Origin of the sequence: Actinoplanes sp. NPDC026623 (genome assembly GCF_040638275.1) — a bacterium.
Classification (GTDB): Bacteria; Actinomycetota; Actinomycetes; order Mycobacteriales; family Micromonosporaceae; genus Actinoplanes.
Window position 1 is genome coordinate 1 of sequence record NZ_JBEZXZ010000107.1, and the last position, 15,955, is coordinate 15,955.

The window sequence follows — 15,955 nt, forward strand, 5'->3', positions numbered from 1 at the left end:
TCGACGTAGACGACGCGCCAGGGCTCCGGGCCGAGCACCCGCAGGAAGGTGGCCGGGTTGAGGGTGCCGGCGCCGACCTCGGTGTTCATCGGCTGCACGGTCAGGCACCCCTGTGCCGTCCAATACGCCGTCAACCGGGCCAGTGCTTCCTGCATCGTGAGCATGGAGCCGGAGTCTATACGAGCTGTCCGGTTCCGATGCGGCGCACCGAGCCGTTCCTGCCTTCGGCGACACGGCGGCCGGATGGCGCCGCGCATAATTGTATTGACGCCGTCTAATTGATTTGCCGGCCCCGATTGATGCGGTGCTATTGCATTTCGCGCGGGCGTCCACCCGCTCGAGGCGAAGATCGGCGTCCGGCGGGTGTCGGGGCGATCACTCTGACGTTTCTCAACCGCGGACCGGCCCTGCCGATAGGGCCGATGTGCAGACGAGGACGGCACGGCGCCCGGCCGGGCGCCCACGCCTTATCCAACTCGCGTACCTGGTAACGGCGCTCGCCGCCTGTGTGGTGCATCTGGCGAGCCCCACCTCGGTGCGCCTGGCGATCGTGACCGCGGCCAGCGCCGCGTCGGTCGTCGGGATCACCGTGGGCCTGCGGATCAACAAGGTCGAGCAGCGTGGCACCTGGTACGTCCTGCTGCTCGGCACCGGGCTCTTCACGATCTTCAACCTCCTGTGGTTCCTGGATCTGGGCCTGGGCATCCCGGTCGGCGCCCACGGCCCGGCCGTCCTGGTACTGCAGGTCGTCGCGTACGTGTGCATCCTGAGCGCGGCCCTGCTCGTCGTGTTCCGGCACGGCGCCGGCGACCGCGGCGGCGTCATCGACGCCGCCCTGATCGGCATCGGCCTGATCACCCCGGCGTGGGAGCTTCTGCTCCGGCCGCAGTTGCAGGACGTCGGGGCGGGCGCGCCCACCCAGGCGGTCTACCTGATCAAGTTGCTGATGCTGACGGCCAGCATGGGCGCGCTGCTGCGGATCGCCCGCACGGCGGGCACCGCGCGGGTATCGCTGCGCTACTTCGTGATCAGTCTGGTCTCCACCGTGGTGAGCGTGGTCACCTCGCTGATGACCTCCCGGCCGGACAGCGACCACTACTCGCCGATCGTCGACCTGTGCGCGATCGTCGGCTACCTCGGCCTGGCCGCGGCGGCGCTGCATCCGAGCGCCAAGGAGTTCACCCAGCCCGACGGCTGGCGGCGCGGCGAACTGACGCCGGTGAAGCTGCACCATCTCGGCCTCGTACTGGCCCTCGTTCCGGTCGTCGGCAGCCTGCCGCCGCTGTTCGGCCGGACCCCCGACACGCTGCTGCTGGCGCTCGGCGCGCTGCTCGTGATCCCCCTGGTGATCATGCGAATCGGCCTGCTGGTCGCGGAACGCACGGCGGACCAGGAGGCGCTTCGCTACCAGGCACACCACGACGAACTGACCGGGCTGATCAATCGGCGCCGGTTCTTCGCCCTGCTCCAGCAGGAGACCGAACGCTGCCGCTACGGGCAGTCGCCGGGGCTGGCCGTCCTGTACTGCGACCTCAACAAGTTCAAGATCATCAACGACGAGTACGGCCACGAGGCGGGCGACCACGTCCTTCGTACCTTCGCGGAGCGGCTCACGAACACGCTGCGGGCCGACGACATCGCGGCCCGGATCGGCGGCGACGAGTTCCTGGTCCTCTGCCGCAACACCGGGTTCGCCGACGCGGAGGGCCTGCGCCGCCGGGTGGAGGACCTGGCGGTGCGACCGGTGCGGTGGGCGGGCCACGACCTCCCGCTCGGGGTGGCGGTCGGCATGGCCGCCGGCACCGGCGCCGACCTGTCGGGAGACGCCCTGGTCAAGGCCGCCGACGCCGAGATGTACGTCCGCAAGTCACCACAGCAGCCATACCCGGTGAGCCCGCAGCGCGGGCCGGCGCTGCCGGTTCCGCCGTGGGAGCCGGAACCGGTACGGGAGCCGGTGAGCGTCGGCCGGCACCGCAGCCGGCCGTGACCTTGTCCGAGAATGATTGATCACTCCGGGCCCGGCATGGCGAACAACGCGCGTCGCCGGCAGACCTCGTCGGTCGTGCCGGTCACGAGCCCGGTTTCCGCGTTCCCGCCCAAACGCCTGCGTGAGGTGGGGCGGCACGTACCAGGGCGGCGGCGGAGACGGCTCGCCCGCGCCGTCCGATGCGACCCGAGCCCGGTCGCCGGGGTGCGTCAGGTGCGGCGGTTCCCGCCAGAGCACCTGGTGGACCGGCGACCGGACACCCTGCGGCCGGTGTGTCCATTGTGGTCGCCGCCTTTGTGTCGGAGCGCCTTTGTGAACCCTTGATAAGGTGGCCCGCGTCCGGACGGCTTGACGACCTGTTCCCGGCGACGAGACGGCCGCGGGCCGCCATAGCGGGGGGAGCAGGGTGGCTCGTCAGGAGAAGGCGGTGGACCCGGCGGCCGGTCCACTCCAGGCGTTCGCCTTCGCGCTGCGCAAGGTGCGCACCGAGGCGGGCAGCCCCACCTACCGCGCACTGGCCAAGAGCGCCGGTTACAGCGCCGCCACCCTGTCCGAGGCGGCCGGCGGCACCCGCAAGCCCACCCTCGACGTGGTGCTCGCCTATGTCGGTGCCTGCCGCGGCGATGTCGACCTGTGGAGCCGGCGCTGGCACGAGCTGGAGGCCGACCTGGCGGCGGCCGCATCTGCACCCTGCCCCGCCGCGCCCGAACCGGTGATGGCCGGACCGGCACCGGCCGCCGCCGAGCCGCCCGCCCCGGTCGAAGCGGTCGCCCCGCGTGGCCGGCCGTCGCGCCGGCGACTCCTGGCCTGGGCCGCCGTGCCGGTGCTCCTGGCCGGGACCGTCGGCGTGCTGGTCGTGCGGGCGCACGACGGCTCCGGCTGCCCGGCGCAGCCGGCCGATCCGGCGTTCACCGCGGAGAGTTACGGCGGCGGGGCGCGGGTCCGCACCGGCGCGGCCCGGGACGCGCCGAGCCCCCGGACGATCCCGAGCGGGTGCACGATCGGCTTCGTCGGCTACTGCCTCGGCGAGAAGATCCACGACAACACCGGCGGCTCGCCCGACGTCCGCTGGTTCAAGCTGCCCGACGGCGACGTCATCGCGTCGGGAATCGTGCACGGCAACCCGCCGCGGGACCTCGCCGCGGTCCGGTGCGCCGACGACCGGACGCCGCCCGGCTCCATCGCGCTGACGGCGGCCGCGGACCCGGCGCAGCCGGGTACGGTGCGGCTCGCCGCGACCGGAACCCGCCTGGACATCGTGGGCTTCGCCGCCCTCTACCAGCCGGTCGAGCCGCCGACGGCGCGCCGCTGGCGCCAGGTCGGCTTCACCGAGGAGAAGGCGGACAGTGCCGGCTTCGGCGTTTCCTGGCGGGTCGGCGGGGTCGCCCCCGGGCCGGAACCGGTGCTGATCGTCGCGGTCGCCTGCCTCGGCGGCGACGGGCCGACCGGGATCCTCGACGCCCGGTCCGCCGGCCCGGGCCGGCCCGGCACGAGGTTCGCGCCGGTCTCGCTGACCGCCGCGCAGCGCACCGAGGCCGCGACCGCGGCCTGCTCCTACCCGGCGTAGCTGGGCGCCGGGCGTCATCGGGTCGACCGCCGGGTTCGGCCCCGGCGCGGGCGGGTTTGATTGATTTCCCGTCCGCCCCGTCGAGATCAATCAATGCAGCCGCTAAAAAGATCTTCAGTCGAGCGTGCTGTGCGGCGCTTACGTCGAGAGGATCCGGATTGAAGACCAGAACTACGAAGCTCAAGAGGCTGGCCCAGGTCGGCCTGGCGCTGGCGGCGAGCGCGATCATGGTCGCCGGTACGGAGGGTTCCGCCGCCGCGAGCGGGCTGAACGTGAGTGTCAGCAAGGCCTGGGGCCTGTCGACGTTCTACCCGGACGGTGACTGGCTCTACGTCTACGACCTGGATGCCGACGGCTACTCGGTGTACGCCAAGATTCAGAGCCTGATCTGCGCGAACGCCAACTGCGACCTGTACAAGTGGCACGACCTGCGCACCGGCTGCTACGACACCACCAGCATCGGCGACAACGGTTCCGCGATCCGCCAGTGCAACTACGACATCGCCGAGAACCTCACCGTGCGGGTGTGTGAGATCCGCTCCTCGGATGGGGTCGAATACGGCACCTGGTCCTGCAGCGACGAGACCAAGTCCTGATTCAAAGGCCGGCGGGCGCCCCGCGCTAGCCGGGAAGACGCGGATTCGTCCGGATACCGCCCCCGGTATCCGGACGAGTCTCAACCGGGGTCGCCGGTCGCCGATAGGTGTGGCTGACCGTGCCGTCCGCTGGAAGGGTTCCCCGGTGAACCGTCGTTCGGGCATTCTCTGCGCCGCCGCTGCCCTCGTGCCGCTCGTGCTGACCGGCTGCGGCCCGTCCCCGGCCGGCGGCACCGGCCCGGACGTGGCCGCCGGGGCGAGGCCCGCCGGGCAGAGCTGGATCGTCGTGGCGACGGGAGCCGCACGGCCGGCACCATCCGCCTCATCCGCCTCGTCCGCCTCGCCCGCCTCGCCCTCCCCGTCCGCGAAGGCCGAGGCTCCGCCCCGGGCCGTCCCCGCGCCGCCCTCCCCGAAGCCCGGCGTGCGGCCCAAGGAGCAGGACTGCGTCAAGTCCCACCCGCTGGGCCGGATCGAGATCGCGACGGTGCGGCTCGGCCGCACGAACGCGACCGTCGGCTGGTATCACCCCGGCGACTCCTCCGTCATCGCCTACCGGGTCGCGGCCCTCTCCCAGGAGCTCGTGGTCGGCCGGCAGCCGGAACTCACCTGGACCGTGGTCAAGCCGGGTGTGGGCTGTCACGAGATGACGGCGGACGTGAGCGGCCTGCGGCCGGGTCACGCGTACGTCTTCGTCGTCAACGCGGTCCGGATGCGGCTCTCCCAGGTGAGCGCCTACAACGTGACCGTCGCCCGCTCGCGCGCCGTGATGACCGACGGCTGAGCCCGCAACACAATCATCTCCTTGAATGGATGGAAACAATCCCGTAGCATCCTCGGCACACGATTGTGAACGTTCACATCGTCTTAAAGTGGATCATTACGGCGCTCTGCTATTCGGAGGTTTCCATGTCGTCCATGCCTGTCAGCCGACGCCGGCTGCTGCAAGCCGCCGGCACGGGGGCGCTGGTCTCCGCGGCCGGTGTCGGGCCGTTCGGCGCCGGCCCCGCCGCCGCGGCCGTCGTGCCGCCGGTGCGGCCGGACCTTGGCGTCTCGGCGTACCCGTTCCCGCTCGGCCAGGTGCGGCTCACCGCCGGCCGGTGGCTGGACAACCAGAACCGGACGCTGAGCTACCTGCGGTTCGTCGACGCCGACCGGCTGCTCTACAACTTCCGGGCCAACCACCGGCTGTCCACCAACGGCGCCGCCGCGACCGGCGGCTGGGACGCGCCGTCGTTCCCCTTCCGCACCCACATGCAGGGCCACCTGCTGACCGCCTGGGCGCAGGCCGCCGCGGTGCTCGGCGACACCACCTGCCGCGACAAGGCCAACTACATGGTGGCCGAACTGGCCAAGTGCCAGGCCAACAACGGCGCCGCCGGCTTCGGCACCGGATACCTGTCCGGGTTTCCGGAGTCCGACTTCACCGCCCTCGAGGCGCGGACCCTGACGAACGGCAACGTGCCCTACTACTGCGTTCACAAGACCCTTGCCGGCCTGCTCGACGTGTGGCGTCACCTCGGCAACGTCCAGGCCCGTGACGTGCTCCTCGCGCTGGCCGGCTGGGTCGACACCCGCACCGCGCGGCTGAGCTCCAGCCAGATGCAGGCCATGCTCGGCACCGAGTTCGGCGGCATGAACGAGGTGCTGGCCGACATCTACCAGCAGACCGGGGACGGGCGCTGGCTGACCGTGGCCCAGCGGTTCGACCACGCCGCGGTGTTCAACCCGCTGGCCTCCAATCAGGACCAGCTCAACGGCCTGCACGCCAACACGCAGGTGCCGAAGTGGGTCGGCGCGGCCCGGGAGTACAAGGCCACCGGTACGACCCGCTATCGCGACATCGCCGCCAACGCCTGGCGGATCGCCACCGGCGCGCACACCTACGTGATCGGCGGCAACAGCCAGGCCGAGCACTTCCGTGCCCCGAACGCGATCGCCGGCTACCTCACCAACGACACCTGCGAGCACTGCAACTCCTACAACATGCTGAAGCTGACCCGGGAGCTGTGGCAGATCGATCCGAGCCGGGCCGACTACTTCGACTTCTACGAGCGGGCCCTGCTCAACCACGTCATCGGGGCGCAGAACCCGGCCGACGGCCACGGCCACGTCACCTATTTCACGCCGCTGAACCCCGGCGGACGCCGGGGCGTCGGCCCCGCCTGGGGCGGCGGCACCTGGTCCACCGACTACAACAGCTTCTGGTGCTGCCAGGGCACCGGCGTCGAGATCAACACGAAGCTGATGGACTCCATCTACTTCTACAACGACACCACGCTGACGGTGAACCTCTACGCGGCGTCGGTGCTGACCTGGACCCAGCGCGGCATCACGGTCACCCAGAGCACCACGTACCCGGTCAGCGACACCACGACGCTGACGCTGTCCGGCACCATGAGCGGATCGTGGAGCATCCGGCTGCGGATACCGTCGTGGACCACCGGCGCGACCATCAGCGTCAACGGGACCGTGCAGAGTGTCACGGCGACGCCCGGCAGCTACGCCACCGTCACCCGGACCTGGGCGGCCGGGGACACGATCACGGTGACGCTGCCGATGCGGGTGGTCATGCGGGCCACGAACGACAACGCGAACATCCAGGCGATCACGTACGGCCCGGCCGTGCTCTGCGGAAACTACGGCAGCACCACGCTGTCCGGCCTGCCCACGCTGACCGTCTCGAGCATCACCCGGACCGGCACCGGCAGCCTGGCGTTCACCGCCACCGCGAACGGGTCCACGGTGAACATCGGCCCGTTCCACGACGCGCAGGGCTTCAACTACGCGGTCTACTGGAACACCGGCGCCGCGGCCGCCACCTACAAGCTGGTCAACGTCGGCAGCGGCCTGGTGCTCGGCATCCAGGACATGTCCACCGCCGACGGCGGCCTGGCCCTGCAGTGGGACGACAGCGGCACCGCCGACCACAACTGGGCCATGGTGACCGACGGCTCCGCGGTCAGGTTCCGCAACGTCAACAGCGGCAAGGTCCTCGGCGTGGAGAACATGTCCACCGCGGACAATGCCCGGGTGCTGCAGTGGTCCGACAACGGCACCGCCGACCACCGCTGGACCCTGATCGACAACGGCGACGGCACGTACCGGATCCGCAACGTCAACAGCGGCAAGCTGCTCGCCATCCTCAACGGCTCGGCCACCCGCGGCGCCCAGGCCGTTCAGGACCCCGACAACGGCAGCGCGGACAACCGCTGGCGCCTGGTGCGCCTCACCTGACGCCGGCGCCGCCGCCGGTCGGTCCGATAAGAACGATCGGCGGCGGTGTGGCGCGACGGACAACGAGTGCGAGACTCGGTATGCGGGAGGCCGCATCATGTGCGGTGTTCATCGAAGGGGACCTCCGGGAGGTTTCCACCGTGATTGGAGACCGATGGCGACCGTGTTGGTTGTCGATGACGATCCGATCAGCCGGGACTTTCTGCGGACCTTGCTGGGCTACCGGGGGCATCAGGCCTGCGAGGCCGCCGACGGCGACGCCGCGCTGATGCTCGCCCGCCGGCGGCTGCCGGACGCGGTGATCACCGATGTCATGATGCCGAACCTGGACGGCTACGAACTGGCCCGGATGCTGCGCAGTCAGCCGACGACCAGCCACATACCCATCGCGTTCAGCACCGCGCACTACGGCCACGAGGAGATCGAGCCCATGGCCCGCGCCTGCGGGGTCCGGGATGTGATCTTCAAGCCGGCGCAGCCCGGCATGGTGCTGGCGACGATCGACGCCCTGCTGGGCGCCGAGAGCCTCGCCGAGCCGGACCAGGCCGGCGACCTCGCCGCCGCCGACGCCGCCGCCACGGCGGGCCGGCAATCCGGGCAGCCCGCCGACGACCTGACCGAGCAGTGGCGGTCGCTGGCCGCGGACTTCGCCGACCGGCTGGAGGAGACCCACCAGCTCACCCAGTCCGGCACCTGGGACCTCGACTCGGAGGCGGGCCTGATCGTGCTGTCGATCGGCCTGCGCGACCTGCTCCGGCTCCCCTCGGCCCGGGTGCGCCTCGACCAGCTTCGCCAGCGGGTGCATCCCGAGGACCTCGCCCGGTTGCTGACCATCGCCGGGAACACCTGGCGCACCGGCGTGCCCAACCTCGCCGAGGTGCGCGTCGCGGACATGGACGGCGCGGTGCACGAACTGATCGTGTCCTGCCGGACGGCCGGGCCCGGACGGCAGCAGGCGCAGACGCCCCGGGTCGTGTGGGGGGTCGCGCAGGACGTCACCGAGGTACGCCACGCCCAGCGCGCCCACCTGCAGGCCCAGACGCAGTGGCACGCGGAACGCCGCGCCGTCGACTCCTTCCACCGCGCCGTGCTGCCGCAGACGCTGCCGATGGTCGACGGCGCGAGCCTGGGCGCGGTCTACCTGGCCGCACCCGAACGCCTGGACGTCGGCACCGGCTGGTACGACGTGCAGCAGATCTCCGGCGACCGGATCCTGCTGTCGGTCGGTGAGGTGGCCGGCCACGACCAGCCGGCGGCCGCCGCCATGGCGCCGATCCTCGCGGCGCTGCGCGCCTACGCCTTCGAGGACCCCGACCCGGCCCGGCTGCTGACCCGGCTCAACCGGCTGCTGGCCGGCAACCTGCCGGGCGACACGTTCGTCACCACCGTCGTTGCGATCTACGACCCCGACACCGGCGGCGTGTGCATCGCGAACGCCGGTCATCCCGTACCCCTGATGGTCATGCCGCGCAGCGGCGGGGTGCCGGCGGTGGCCCTGCTGAGGCAGCGCGGCCCGGCGCTGGGGCTCTTCCCCGACGCCGAGTTCACCGGGCAGCACCTGACCATGGGGCCGGGCGCGGTGCTGTGCGCTTACACCGACGGCCTGACGGACCGGCACAGCGAGCCGGCGGCGGGCGACGCGCTGCGGCTCCCGCACGCCGTCGTGCGGGCGCTCGCCGAACTCGCGGCCGACCAGCCCTATCCGCCGCCGGACGCGCAGGACCTCGCCGAGCAGATCGTCAGGGAGGTGCTCGGCGGCGACTCGCCGGACGACGACGCCTGCGTCGCCGTCCTCTGGACCGCCGAAGGAGCCTAAGCCGCCCTGCTCAGCGAGTCGTCGACGACCCGGAGCAGGTCCTCGATCTCGTACGGCTTGGTCAGGCAGCACCGCGCACCCTGCGCCAGGAGCCGGAGGTGGACCGAGGGGTCGGTCTCGCCGCTGACCACGACCACCGGGATGCCGCTGGTGGCGGGGTCGGCGCGAAGCTGCGCGAGGACCTGCTCGCCGCTGATGTCGGGCAGCGTGAGGTCGAGCAGCACCAGGTCCGGGTGCAGCCGGCCGGCGCTGTCCAGGCCGGAGCGGCCGTCCGGTGCGGAGCCGAACACCACCTCGGGCCGGCAGGCGAGGATCCGCTCGACGAGGATCGTGTTGATGGCACTGTCGTCGATGTAGAGCACGGTCCCGGTCACCGCGGCACCCTCGGCGTTCCCGGTCGGATCGATTGACACCCGGTTACCTCAGTTCGTCGCCGTTGACGTGGTGGTGTGAGCGTCCAGGACGGCGCGGACCGTCCGGGTGATTCCCGTGGCCGTGTAGGGCTTCTCCAGGAAGGCGACGCCGGGGTCGTCCCGGGTCGTGGGGGTGAGCACGCCGTGGGTGTGCGCCGAGGTGAAGATCACCGGGAGGCCGGGCAGCATGGCGGTGATCCGGTCGGCGAGCTGCTGGCCGTTCATGCCCGGCATGATGACGTCGGTGACCAGCAGGCTGATCTCCGGGTTCCTTTGCATGATCCGGAGAGCGTGGTGGCCGTCGACGCCGGACAGCACCCGGTATCCGGCGGTGCGCAGTATCCGCTCGGTGAGCGTGCGGACGGCGTGGTCGTCCTCGATGAACAGGATCGTCTCGGTGCCCGTCGCGAGCCGCTGCGGCACCAGGTCCGGCGCGGGCCCGACGGGCAGCTCCGCCGTGGTCATCGGCAGGTACACCTCGACCGAGGTGCCCAGCCCCGGACGCGTATTCACCTGGATGCTGCCGCCGGCCTGGGTCACTATGCCGTAGACGGTGGACATTCCCAGGCCGGTGCCCTTGCCCTGCTCCTTCGTGGTGAAGAACGGCTCGAAGATGCGGGCGGCCACCTCCGCCGACATGCCGCAGCCGGCGTCGTCGACGGTGATCAGGGCGTACTCGCCGGGCTGGGCGCCGAGCTGGGCGGCGTCGTCGGCGTCGACCTCGACACGGTCGGTGGCGATGGTCAGGGTCCCGCCGTCGGGCATCGCGTCGCGGGCGTTGACGGCGAGATTGACGAGCACCTGCTCCAGCTGGCCCGGATCGACGCGTACGTGCAACGACGTGGTCGCCGCCCGCACCACCAGCTCGACGTCCTCGCGGATGAGCCGGTGCAGCATCCCCTCGACCCCCGTGACGAGCCCGACGACGTCGATGACGCGCTCCTCGGCCGTCTGGGTCCGGGAGAAGGCCAGCAGCTGCCGGGTCAGCGCGCCGGCCCGGGTCGCCGCCTCGCGGATCATGGTGAGGTCGCGGGCGGCCGCCTCGTCGGCCCGGGCGAGCAGCAGGGCCGCGTACCCGTCGATGACGGTCAGCAGGTTGTTGAAGTCGTGCGCCACCCCGCCGGCGAGCTGACCCACCGCGTCGAGCTTCTGCGCCTGGCGCAGCTGCGCCTCGATGTTCTTCTGCGCGGTCACGTCGGCGACCATCGCGAGCACGCCGCCGTCGTCGACGCGCGCCGTCAGGGCGACCTGCGCGCACATCACCTGGCCGTCGGCGCGGTGCAGCGCGAGCTCGACCCGGCGGGTCCCGCCCTCGGCGGCGCCGGCCAGCTCCCGCTCGACGACGACCCGGTCGGCCTCGGTCACCAGGCTCGTCATCGCCGCGCCCGACAACTCGGCCGGCGGCCGGCCCAGCATCGCGGCGAACCGCCCGTTGGAGTAGCTGATCCGCCCCTCGCGGTCGAGCAGCAGCACGCCCTCGCTCGTGGTCTCCACGATGCCGCGGTAGCGCTCCTCGCTGGCGCGCAGGGTGGCCTCGGCCGCCTGCCGCAACCGTAGGTCCTCGAACACCGCCGCGCCGCGCACCAGCGCCGGGAACCGGCCGCGCAGCGTCCAATACCAGACCGCGACCCCGGCGGTGACGACGTCCCAGCTCGCTATGGAGGGACTCCCGAACGCGTGGCGCATCGCCAGCCCCGAGTGCATGCTCGGGTCCAGGTAGGGGAGCATCAGATGCGCGGTGTGTGCACCGTGGTGCACCGCGCAGCTGAAGAAGATCGCCGCGGTCGCCAGCCCGAGCGGATTGTTTCGCCACTGCCCGGATTGCCACAGCCCGCGCCCGATGGCGAATGAGATCGCCAGATAGGCGCCGAGAATGACCGCGTTGGCCAATGCGGTCAGCTGCCACCACTCCATGGTTCGCACACCACCCGACCACGCAGACAGACCGACCATTCCCGGCCGGGTCAAGCCCACACCTTATCCACCCGCGGGGACATCGACCATCACCTGATCGGAGTACACCTCCAATTCAGCTGACCACCATCCACTGAGGACTTACAAATCGTCGGCCTTGGCCGGGCGCGACAAATCGTTGATCAGTGACAGCAGTTGGCGGGCGCTCTCCTGCACGAGCTCGAGCTGGCGCTCCTGCTCGGCGTTGAGGGGGCCCGGGAGGCGCAGCAGCAGGGTGCCGGTGAAGCCGATGACGGCCTGCAGCGGGGTGCGCAGCTCGTGGCTGGTGCGGGAGGTGAGGACGCCCTGCGTGACGGCGGCCGGCGGCCGTTGCGCGTCGTCGGCGCGGGCGCTGGTGGCGATTCCGACGATCTTCCCCGCGCCGTCGGCGATGGGGGAGACCCGGATCCGGACCGCGACGGTGCTCCCGTCGCGGCGGATCCGTTCGGTCGCGTACGCGTCGATCCGCTCGCCGCGGACGAGCCGGCGCACGACATCGGCCTCGCCGGCCCGGTGCCCGGGCGGGCAGAGCCGGTCGGCGCGCCTCCCGACGATCTCTTCGGCGCGATAGCCGTAAAGCCGTTCGGCGGCCCGGTTCCACGTGGTCACCACGCCGTCGAGCGTCACGCCGACGATCGCGTCGTGCGAGGAACGGACGATGTCCGCGAGCCCGGCGTCGTCCCCGGCAGCCGGCGCGGTCGCCGCGGCAAACCGGGCCTCACCCGCGGGCCACCCCAAGCGGTCGCCGGGCGCGTTCATATTCGAATCCGCAAGAGAAGTCCTCGCACCAGGGCCGGCAAAATGACCATGTGAAAGGCCTTCCGTCGAGCCGTCCAGCTTTTTGCAGCAAATAGGCTAACCCGGCGACTTTGGAGCGCACAAGGGACGACCGGCCCTGGACAATTGTGCCGCCCGTGGGCCCGGGAGCGACGATATCGCCGTTCCCGGGCGCCCGGCCACTACCCGAAAATCGAGGTGACCCACTCGGGGTGGTCGATGAACGGGTTGCGATTGTGCTGGTAACTGCTGTAGATCAGTTCGTTGCGCCGCATCTCGAACGCGTCCGGCGGGTCCTGCAGGTTCCACTGCCGCAGCGCGGAGAGCCGGCCGATCCGCGGTGCCGTGCCGCTGCCGGTGACGTCATCGACCTCGAGGTTGGGATAGGAGTCGCCGCCCTCGTAACGCACCGCCATGTAGAAGATCATTCGCGCGACGTCGCCCTTGACCGAGGCCCGCGGCTCCCACGAGTCGGCGTCGCTCCGGTTGCCCGGCGCGTCCGCGACGGTGGTGCCGCCGGCGTCGAAGTCCTTGTTGTCCCGCTCGGCGTTGACGTGCACGTCCTCCGGGCGAAGGTGGTGCAGGTCGGTGCCGGGCCCCGCGGCGGTGCCGAAGTCGCCGTGCGACTTCGCCCAGACGTGCTCACGGTTCCAGTCACCGAGGTCGCCGCCGTTGAGCGACTTCGACCGGCTGATCCCGGAGTAGAGCAGGATCACGTTCGCGGAGTTCGAGGGGTCCTGGTCGGTGACCTTGAGCGCGTTCCAGACCCCGTCGTACGACAGCGTGGTCACCCCGCTGGAGATGATGCCGTGCAGCGCGCTCTTGAGCGCGGCGCCGGACTTGCCGGCCGCGGCCGCGTAGTAGCCGGTAGGCGGCGCCGCGGTGCCGGTCGGTGTCGGGGTCGGGGTGCTTCCGCCACTGCCGAGCGTCATCGCGGTCGGCGACTTGAGGCCCGCGTGCGTGAAGTACGCGGTCAGCGTGCCGGTCACGGTGAGCGCGTCCCCGGTCAGGCTCGGGTTGCTCTGCAGCCCGAAGCTCGCCCGGTAGGCGCTGGTGATCTGCACGTACAGCATGTCGCCGGTGTCGGTCTCGCTGCTGCTGTCGGCGATCGCCAGCGCGGTGTCGCCGGTGAAGTTGCTGAAGAGCACCGTGTTGGTGGCGGTGGGCTGGCCGACGATGTAACCCTTGACCGTGCCGGTGCCGCCGCTCTGGCCGCTGATCGCCTGCGCGACGGTCATCGTGGCGGCGGCCGCCGGCCGCATCGCGGGCGTGGTGCCGGCCGGCGCCCGGAGCATCGGGACGGCCAGGGCCAGCAGGCCCAGCAGGGCGGGCATCGACAGCGCGACAGCGCGCCGATGCGACGAAAGTCCGGACATCTCTGCTCCGTTCACCAGGCACATCGACGAATATCAGCAGTATGGGAGAACGGCTCGCGGAGCGTCCCATACCAGGTTCGTCATAAGGCCGGGCGCCGGGGCCGCTCAGGACGGCCGCGGGAGGTCTGTCATCGGGCACGAAGTTCACGGAAGAACTCGCGCACGTCGCCGACCAGGAGGTCGGGCGCCTCCAGGGCGGCGAAGTGCCCGCCGCGGCCGAACTCGCTCCAGTGCACGACGTTGTGGTCGCGCTCGGCGAGCCGCCGGATGGTGAGGTCGTTGGGGAACACCGCCACCCCGGTCGGCACCGACGAGCGCGGCCGGGCCCGCCCCCAGTCGCCGGCCTCCCAGCCGCCGTCGGGCAGCACGTCCGGCCAGCGGGTGTCGGCGAGCCGGTGCCGCAGGTCGTCGAGGTGATCCTGGGGGATCTCGATCCGGAGACCTCCGCCCGGCTGCTGCGCCTGCTCTCGCTGCTGCAGACGCCCGGCGACCGGACCGGGTGCGACCTGGCACAACGCCTCGAGGTGGACGTGCGTACCGCGCGGCGCGACATCCAGAAGCTGCGCGAACTCGGCTACCCGGTGCACGCCACCCCCGGTGCGGCCGGCTACCGGCTCGGCGCCGGAACGAAGCTGCCGCCGCTGCTGCTTGACGACGAGGAGGCCGCGGCCGTCGCCATCGGGCTGCGCACCGCCGCCGGCGCCACGACGGCACCGAGTCGTTGCGCGACACCGAACCACACCGGCTCGTGCACTCCGGGCGCCGCTGGTACCTGCTGGGCTGGGACACCGACCGGTGCGACTGGCGCACCTATCGCGCCGACCGGATCCGTCCCCGGGCGCCGGCCGGCCCGCGCTTCGCGCCCCGGCCGGCACCCGACGCGGACCTCACCGGCTACCTCGCGCACGGCGTCTCCACGGCCCCCTACCGCTACCAGGCCCGGATCACGCTGCGGGTGCCCGCCGAACGCATCCCGCACACCGTCGGCGTGATCGAGGCGGTCGACCCGCACACCTGCCTGCTGCACACCGGATCCGACTCGCTCGACGAGATCGCCGTCTACGTCGCGTCGTTCGGGTTCGGCTTCCGGGTCCACGGCCCGCCCGAGCTGATCGCGCACCTCCGGGACCTCGCCGCCCGCCTCACCGAGGCCGTCGGCTGATCCGGAAAATCGATCGCGGTGCCGCGCGCGATCCCATAGCCTTCGGTCCTCTGCTCGGCGAGGAGGTCCCGATGACATGCATGGTCTCCAGCGAGGTGGCCGTTTCCGCTACGACCCGTGAGTTCGCCGCGATCTGAACGCCCGCCGCGAACTCCCTGCCTCGTAGCGGCACCGCCGGCCGCGGTCTTCTCCGCGCCGCCGGCTCGCGGCGCCGTCATCCGGCGCCGTATCACCGCTTACCGCGCTGACACGAGGAGAAATTCGTGGTTTCCGCATCGTCCTCCGAGCCGCTCGCCGCGGCCGAGGGCGGACCCAGTCATGTCATCCGAATCGGCGGGACGATCAAGCGTCCCGCCCGGCCCTGGACGGTCACCGTCCACGCCCTGCTGCGCCACCTCGAGGACGTCGGATTCGCCGGCGCGCCGAGGGTGGTGGGCGACGGCATCGACGCCGCCGGCAACGAGGTGCTGACCTATGTCGAGGGCGGCATCGCCCATCCGCACGCCTGGTCCGACGAGGGCATCGTGCAGGTGGGAACGCTGCTGCGCGATCTGCACACCGCCACGGCCGGCTTCCGGCCGCCGCCGGACGCGGCGTGGCAGCCCTGGTGGATGCATCACCAGGGCCCGGATTCGGTGATCGGCCACTGCGACGCCGGACCGTGGCACACCGTAGCCCGCGACGGCCGGCCGGTGGCGTTCATCGACTGGACCCTGGCCGGGCCGGTCGACCGCCTGGACGAGGTCGCCGCCGCCGCGTGGTGGCACGCGCAGTTGCACGACGACGACGTCGCCGAACGGCACCACCTGCCGGACGCGGCCACCCGCGCCGGGCAGTTGCGGCTGTTCCTCGACGGCTACGGGCTGCACCGGGCCGGCCGGCGGGATCTGGTCGGCAGAATGATCGAGTTCGCGATCCGGGACTGCGCCGCTGAGGCGGCCGGTGCCGGCATCACCCCGGACTCGACCGATCCGGCGCCGTTGTGGGCGCTGGCCTGGCGGGCCCGCGCCGCCGGGTGGATGATCCGCCACCGCAACCTGCTCGAACGGGCCGTCACGGCCTAACAGGGCACGG

Annotated in this window: 12 protein-coding genes and 2 pseudogenes; 8 read left to right on the plus strand and 6 right to left on the minus strand. The window is 71.5% G+C overall.

What is annotated here, in order from left to right; genetic code table 11:
- Positions 1–164 (minus strand): glycine--tRNA ligase subunit alpha (locus AB0F10_RS27235; protein ID WP_360630925.1); only part of this gene is annotated, 164 nt, incomplete at its 3' end.
- A 371-nt stretch (positions 165–535) separates the two neighbouring features.
- Here AB0F10_RS27235 and AB0F10_RS27240 point away from each other — a divergent pair.
- The 6 genes from AB0F10_RS27240 (at position 536) to AB0F10_RS27265 (ending at position 9,200) form a co-directional block, all read left to right on the plus strand.
- Positions 536–1,987, plus strand: coding sequence for a GGDEF domain-containing protein (locus AB0F10_RS27240; protein ID WP_360630847.1), 1,452 nt, complete (start codon positions 536–538; stop codon positions 1,985–1,987).
- Positions 1,988–2,393: 406 nt separating this feature from the next.
- Positions 2,394–3,554 carry a helix-turn-helix transcriptional regulator gene (locus AB0F10_RS27245; RefSeq protein WP_360630850.1) on the plus strand — a complete coding sequence of 387 codons (1,161 nt, stop codon included), beginning with the start codon at positions 2,394–2,396 and terminating at the stop codon, positions 3,552–3,554.
- A 158-nt stretch (positions 3,555–3,712) separates the two neighbouring features.
- Positions 3,713–4,150 (plus strand): hypothetical protein, encoded by a 438-nt coding sequence (locus AB0F10_RS27250; RefSeq protein ID WP_360630853.1) that lies wholly within the window; start codon positions 3,713–3,715, stop codon positions 4,148–4,150.
- Between the two features lie 145 nt (positions 4,151–4,295).
- A complete protein-coding gene (locus AB0F10_RS27255) occupies positions 4,296–4,931 on the plus strand; it encodes a fibronectin type III domain-containing protein (RefSeq protein WP_360630856.1) in 636 nt (211 codons plus the stop codon).
- 125 nt (positions 4,932–5,056) lie between these two features.
- Entirely contained in the window at positions 5,057–7,384 is a 2,328-nt protein-coding gene (locus AB0F10_RS27260; RefSeq protein ID WP_360630859.1) for a beta-L-arabinofuranosidase domain-containing protein, read from the plus strand.
- Between the two features lie 154 nt (positions 7,385–7,538).
- Positions 7,539–9,200, plus strand: a complete 1,662-nt coding sequence (locus AB0F10_RS27265) for a fused response regulator/phosphatase (RefSeq protein WP_360630862.1) — start codon at positions 7,539–7,541, stop codon at positions 9,198–9,200.
- On the opposite strand, the gene AB0F10_RS27270 is transcribed toward AB0F10_RS27265, so the two are convergent.
- From AB0F10_RS27270 to AB0F10_RS27290, 5 genes and pseudogenes are all read right to left on the minus strand, one after another.
- Positions 9,197–9,613: a response regulator gene (locus AB0F10_RS27270; RefSeq protein ID WP_360630865.1), complete on the minus strand. Its 417-nt coding sequence runs from the start codon at positions 9,611–9,613 to the stop codon at positions 9,197–9,199. The genes AB0F10_RS27265 and AB0F10_RS27270 overlap by 4 nt on opposite strands.
- A gap of 9 nt (positions 9,614–9,622) precedes the next feature.
- On the minus strand, positions 9,623–11,527 hold the full coding sequence (locus AB0F10_RS27275) for an ATP-binding protein (RefSeq protein ID WP_360630868.1): 1,905 nt from the start codon (positions 11,525–11,527) through the stop codon (positions 9,623–9,625).
- 141 nt (positions 11,528–11,668) lie between these two features.
- Positions 11,669–12,325 (minus strand): PAS domain S-box protein, encoded by a 657-nt coding sequence (locus tag AB0F10_RS27280; RefSeq protein WP_360630871.1) that lies wholly within the window; start codon positions 12,323–12,325, stop codon positions 11,669–11,671.
- A gap of 200 nt (positions 12,326–12,525) precedes the next feature.
- Positions 12,526–13,719, minus strand: a complete 1,194-nt coding sequence (locus AB0F10_RS27285) for an endonuclease (RefSeq protein ID WP_360630874.1) — start codon at positions 13,717–13,719, stop codon at positions 12,526–12,528.
- A gap of 128 nt (positions 13,720–13,847) precedes the next feature.
- A pseudogene (locus AB0F10_RS27290) lies at positions 13,848–14,027 on the minus strand (epoxide hydrolase); the annotation flags it as partial.
- A 111-nt stretch (positions 14,028–14,138) separates the two neighbouring features.
- Here AB0F10_RS27290 and AB0F10_RS27295 point away from each other — a divergent pair.
- Both AB0F10_RS27295 and AB0F10_RS27300 read left to right on the plus strand, forming a co-directional pair.
- Positions 14,139–14,881: pseudogene (locus AB0F10_RS27295) on the plus strand (transcriptional regulator).
- A 263-nt stretch (positions 14,882–15,144) separates the two neighbouring features.
- Complete coding sequence (locus AB0F10_RS27300) at positions 15,145–15,945, plus strand: aminoglycoside phosphotransferase family protein (protein ID WP_360630877.1); 801 nt, start codon at positions 15,145–15,147, stop codon at positions 15,943–15,945.
- Positions 15,946–15,955 lie beyond the last annotated feature (10 nt).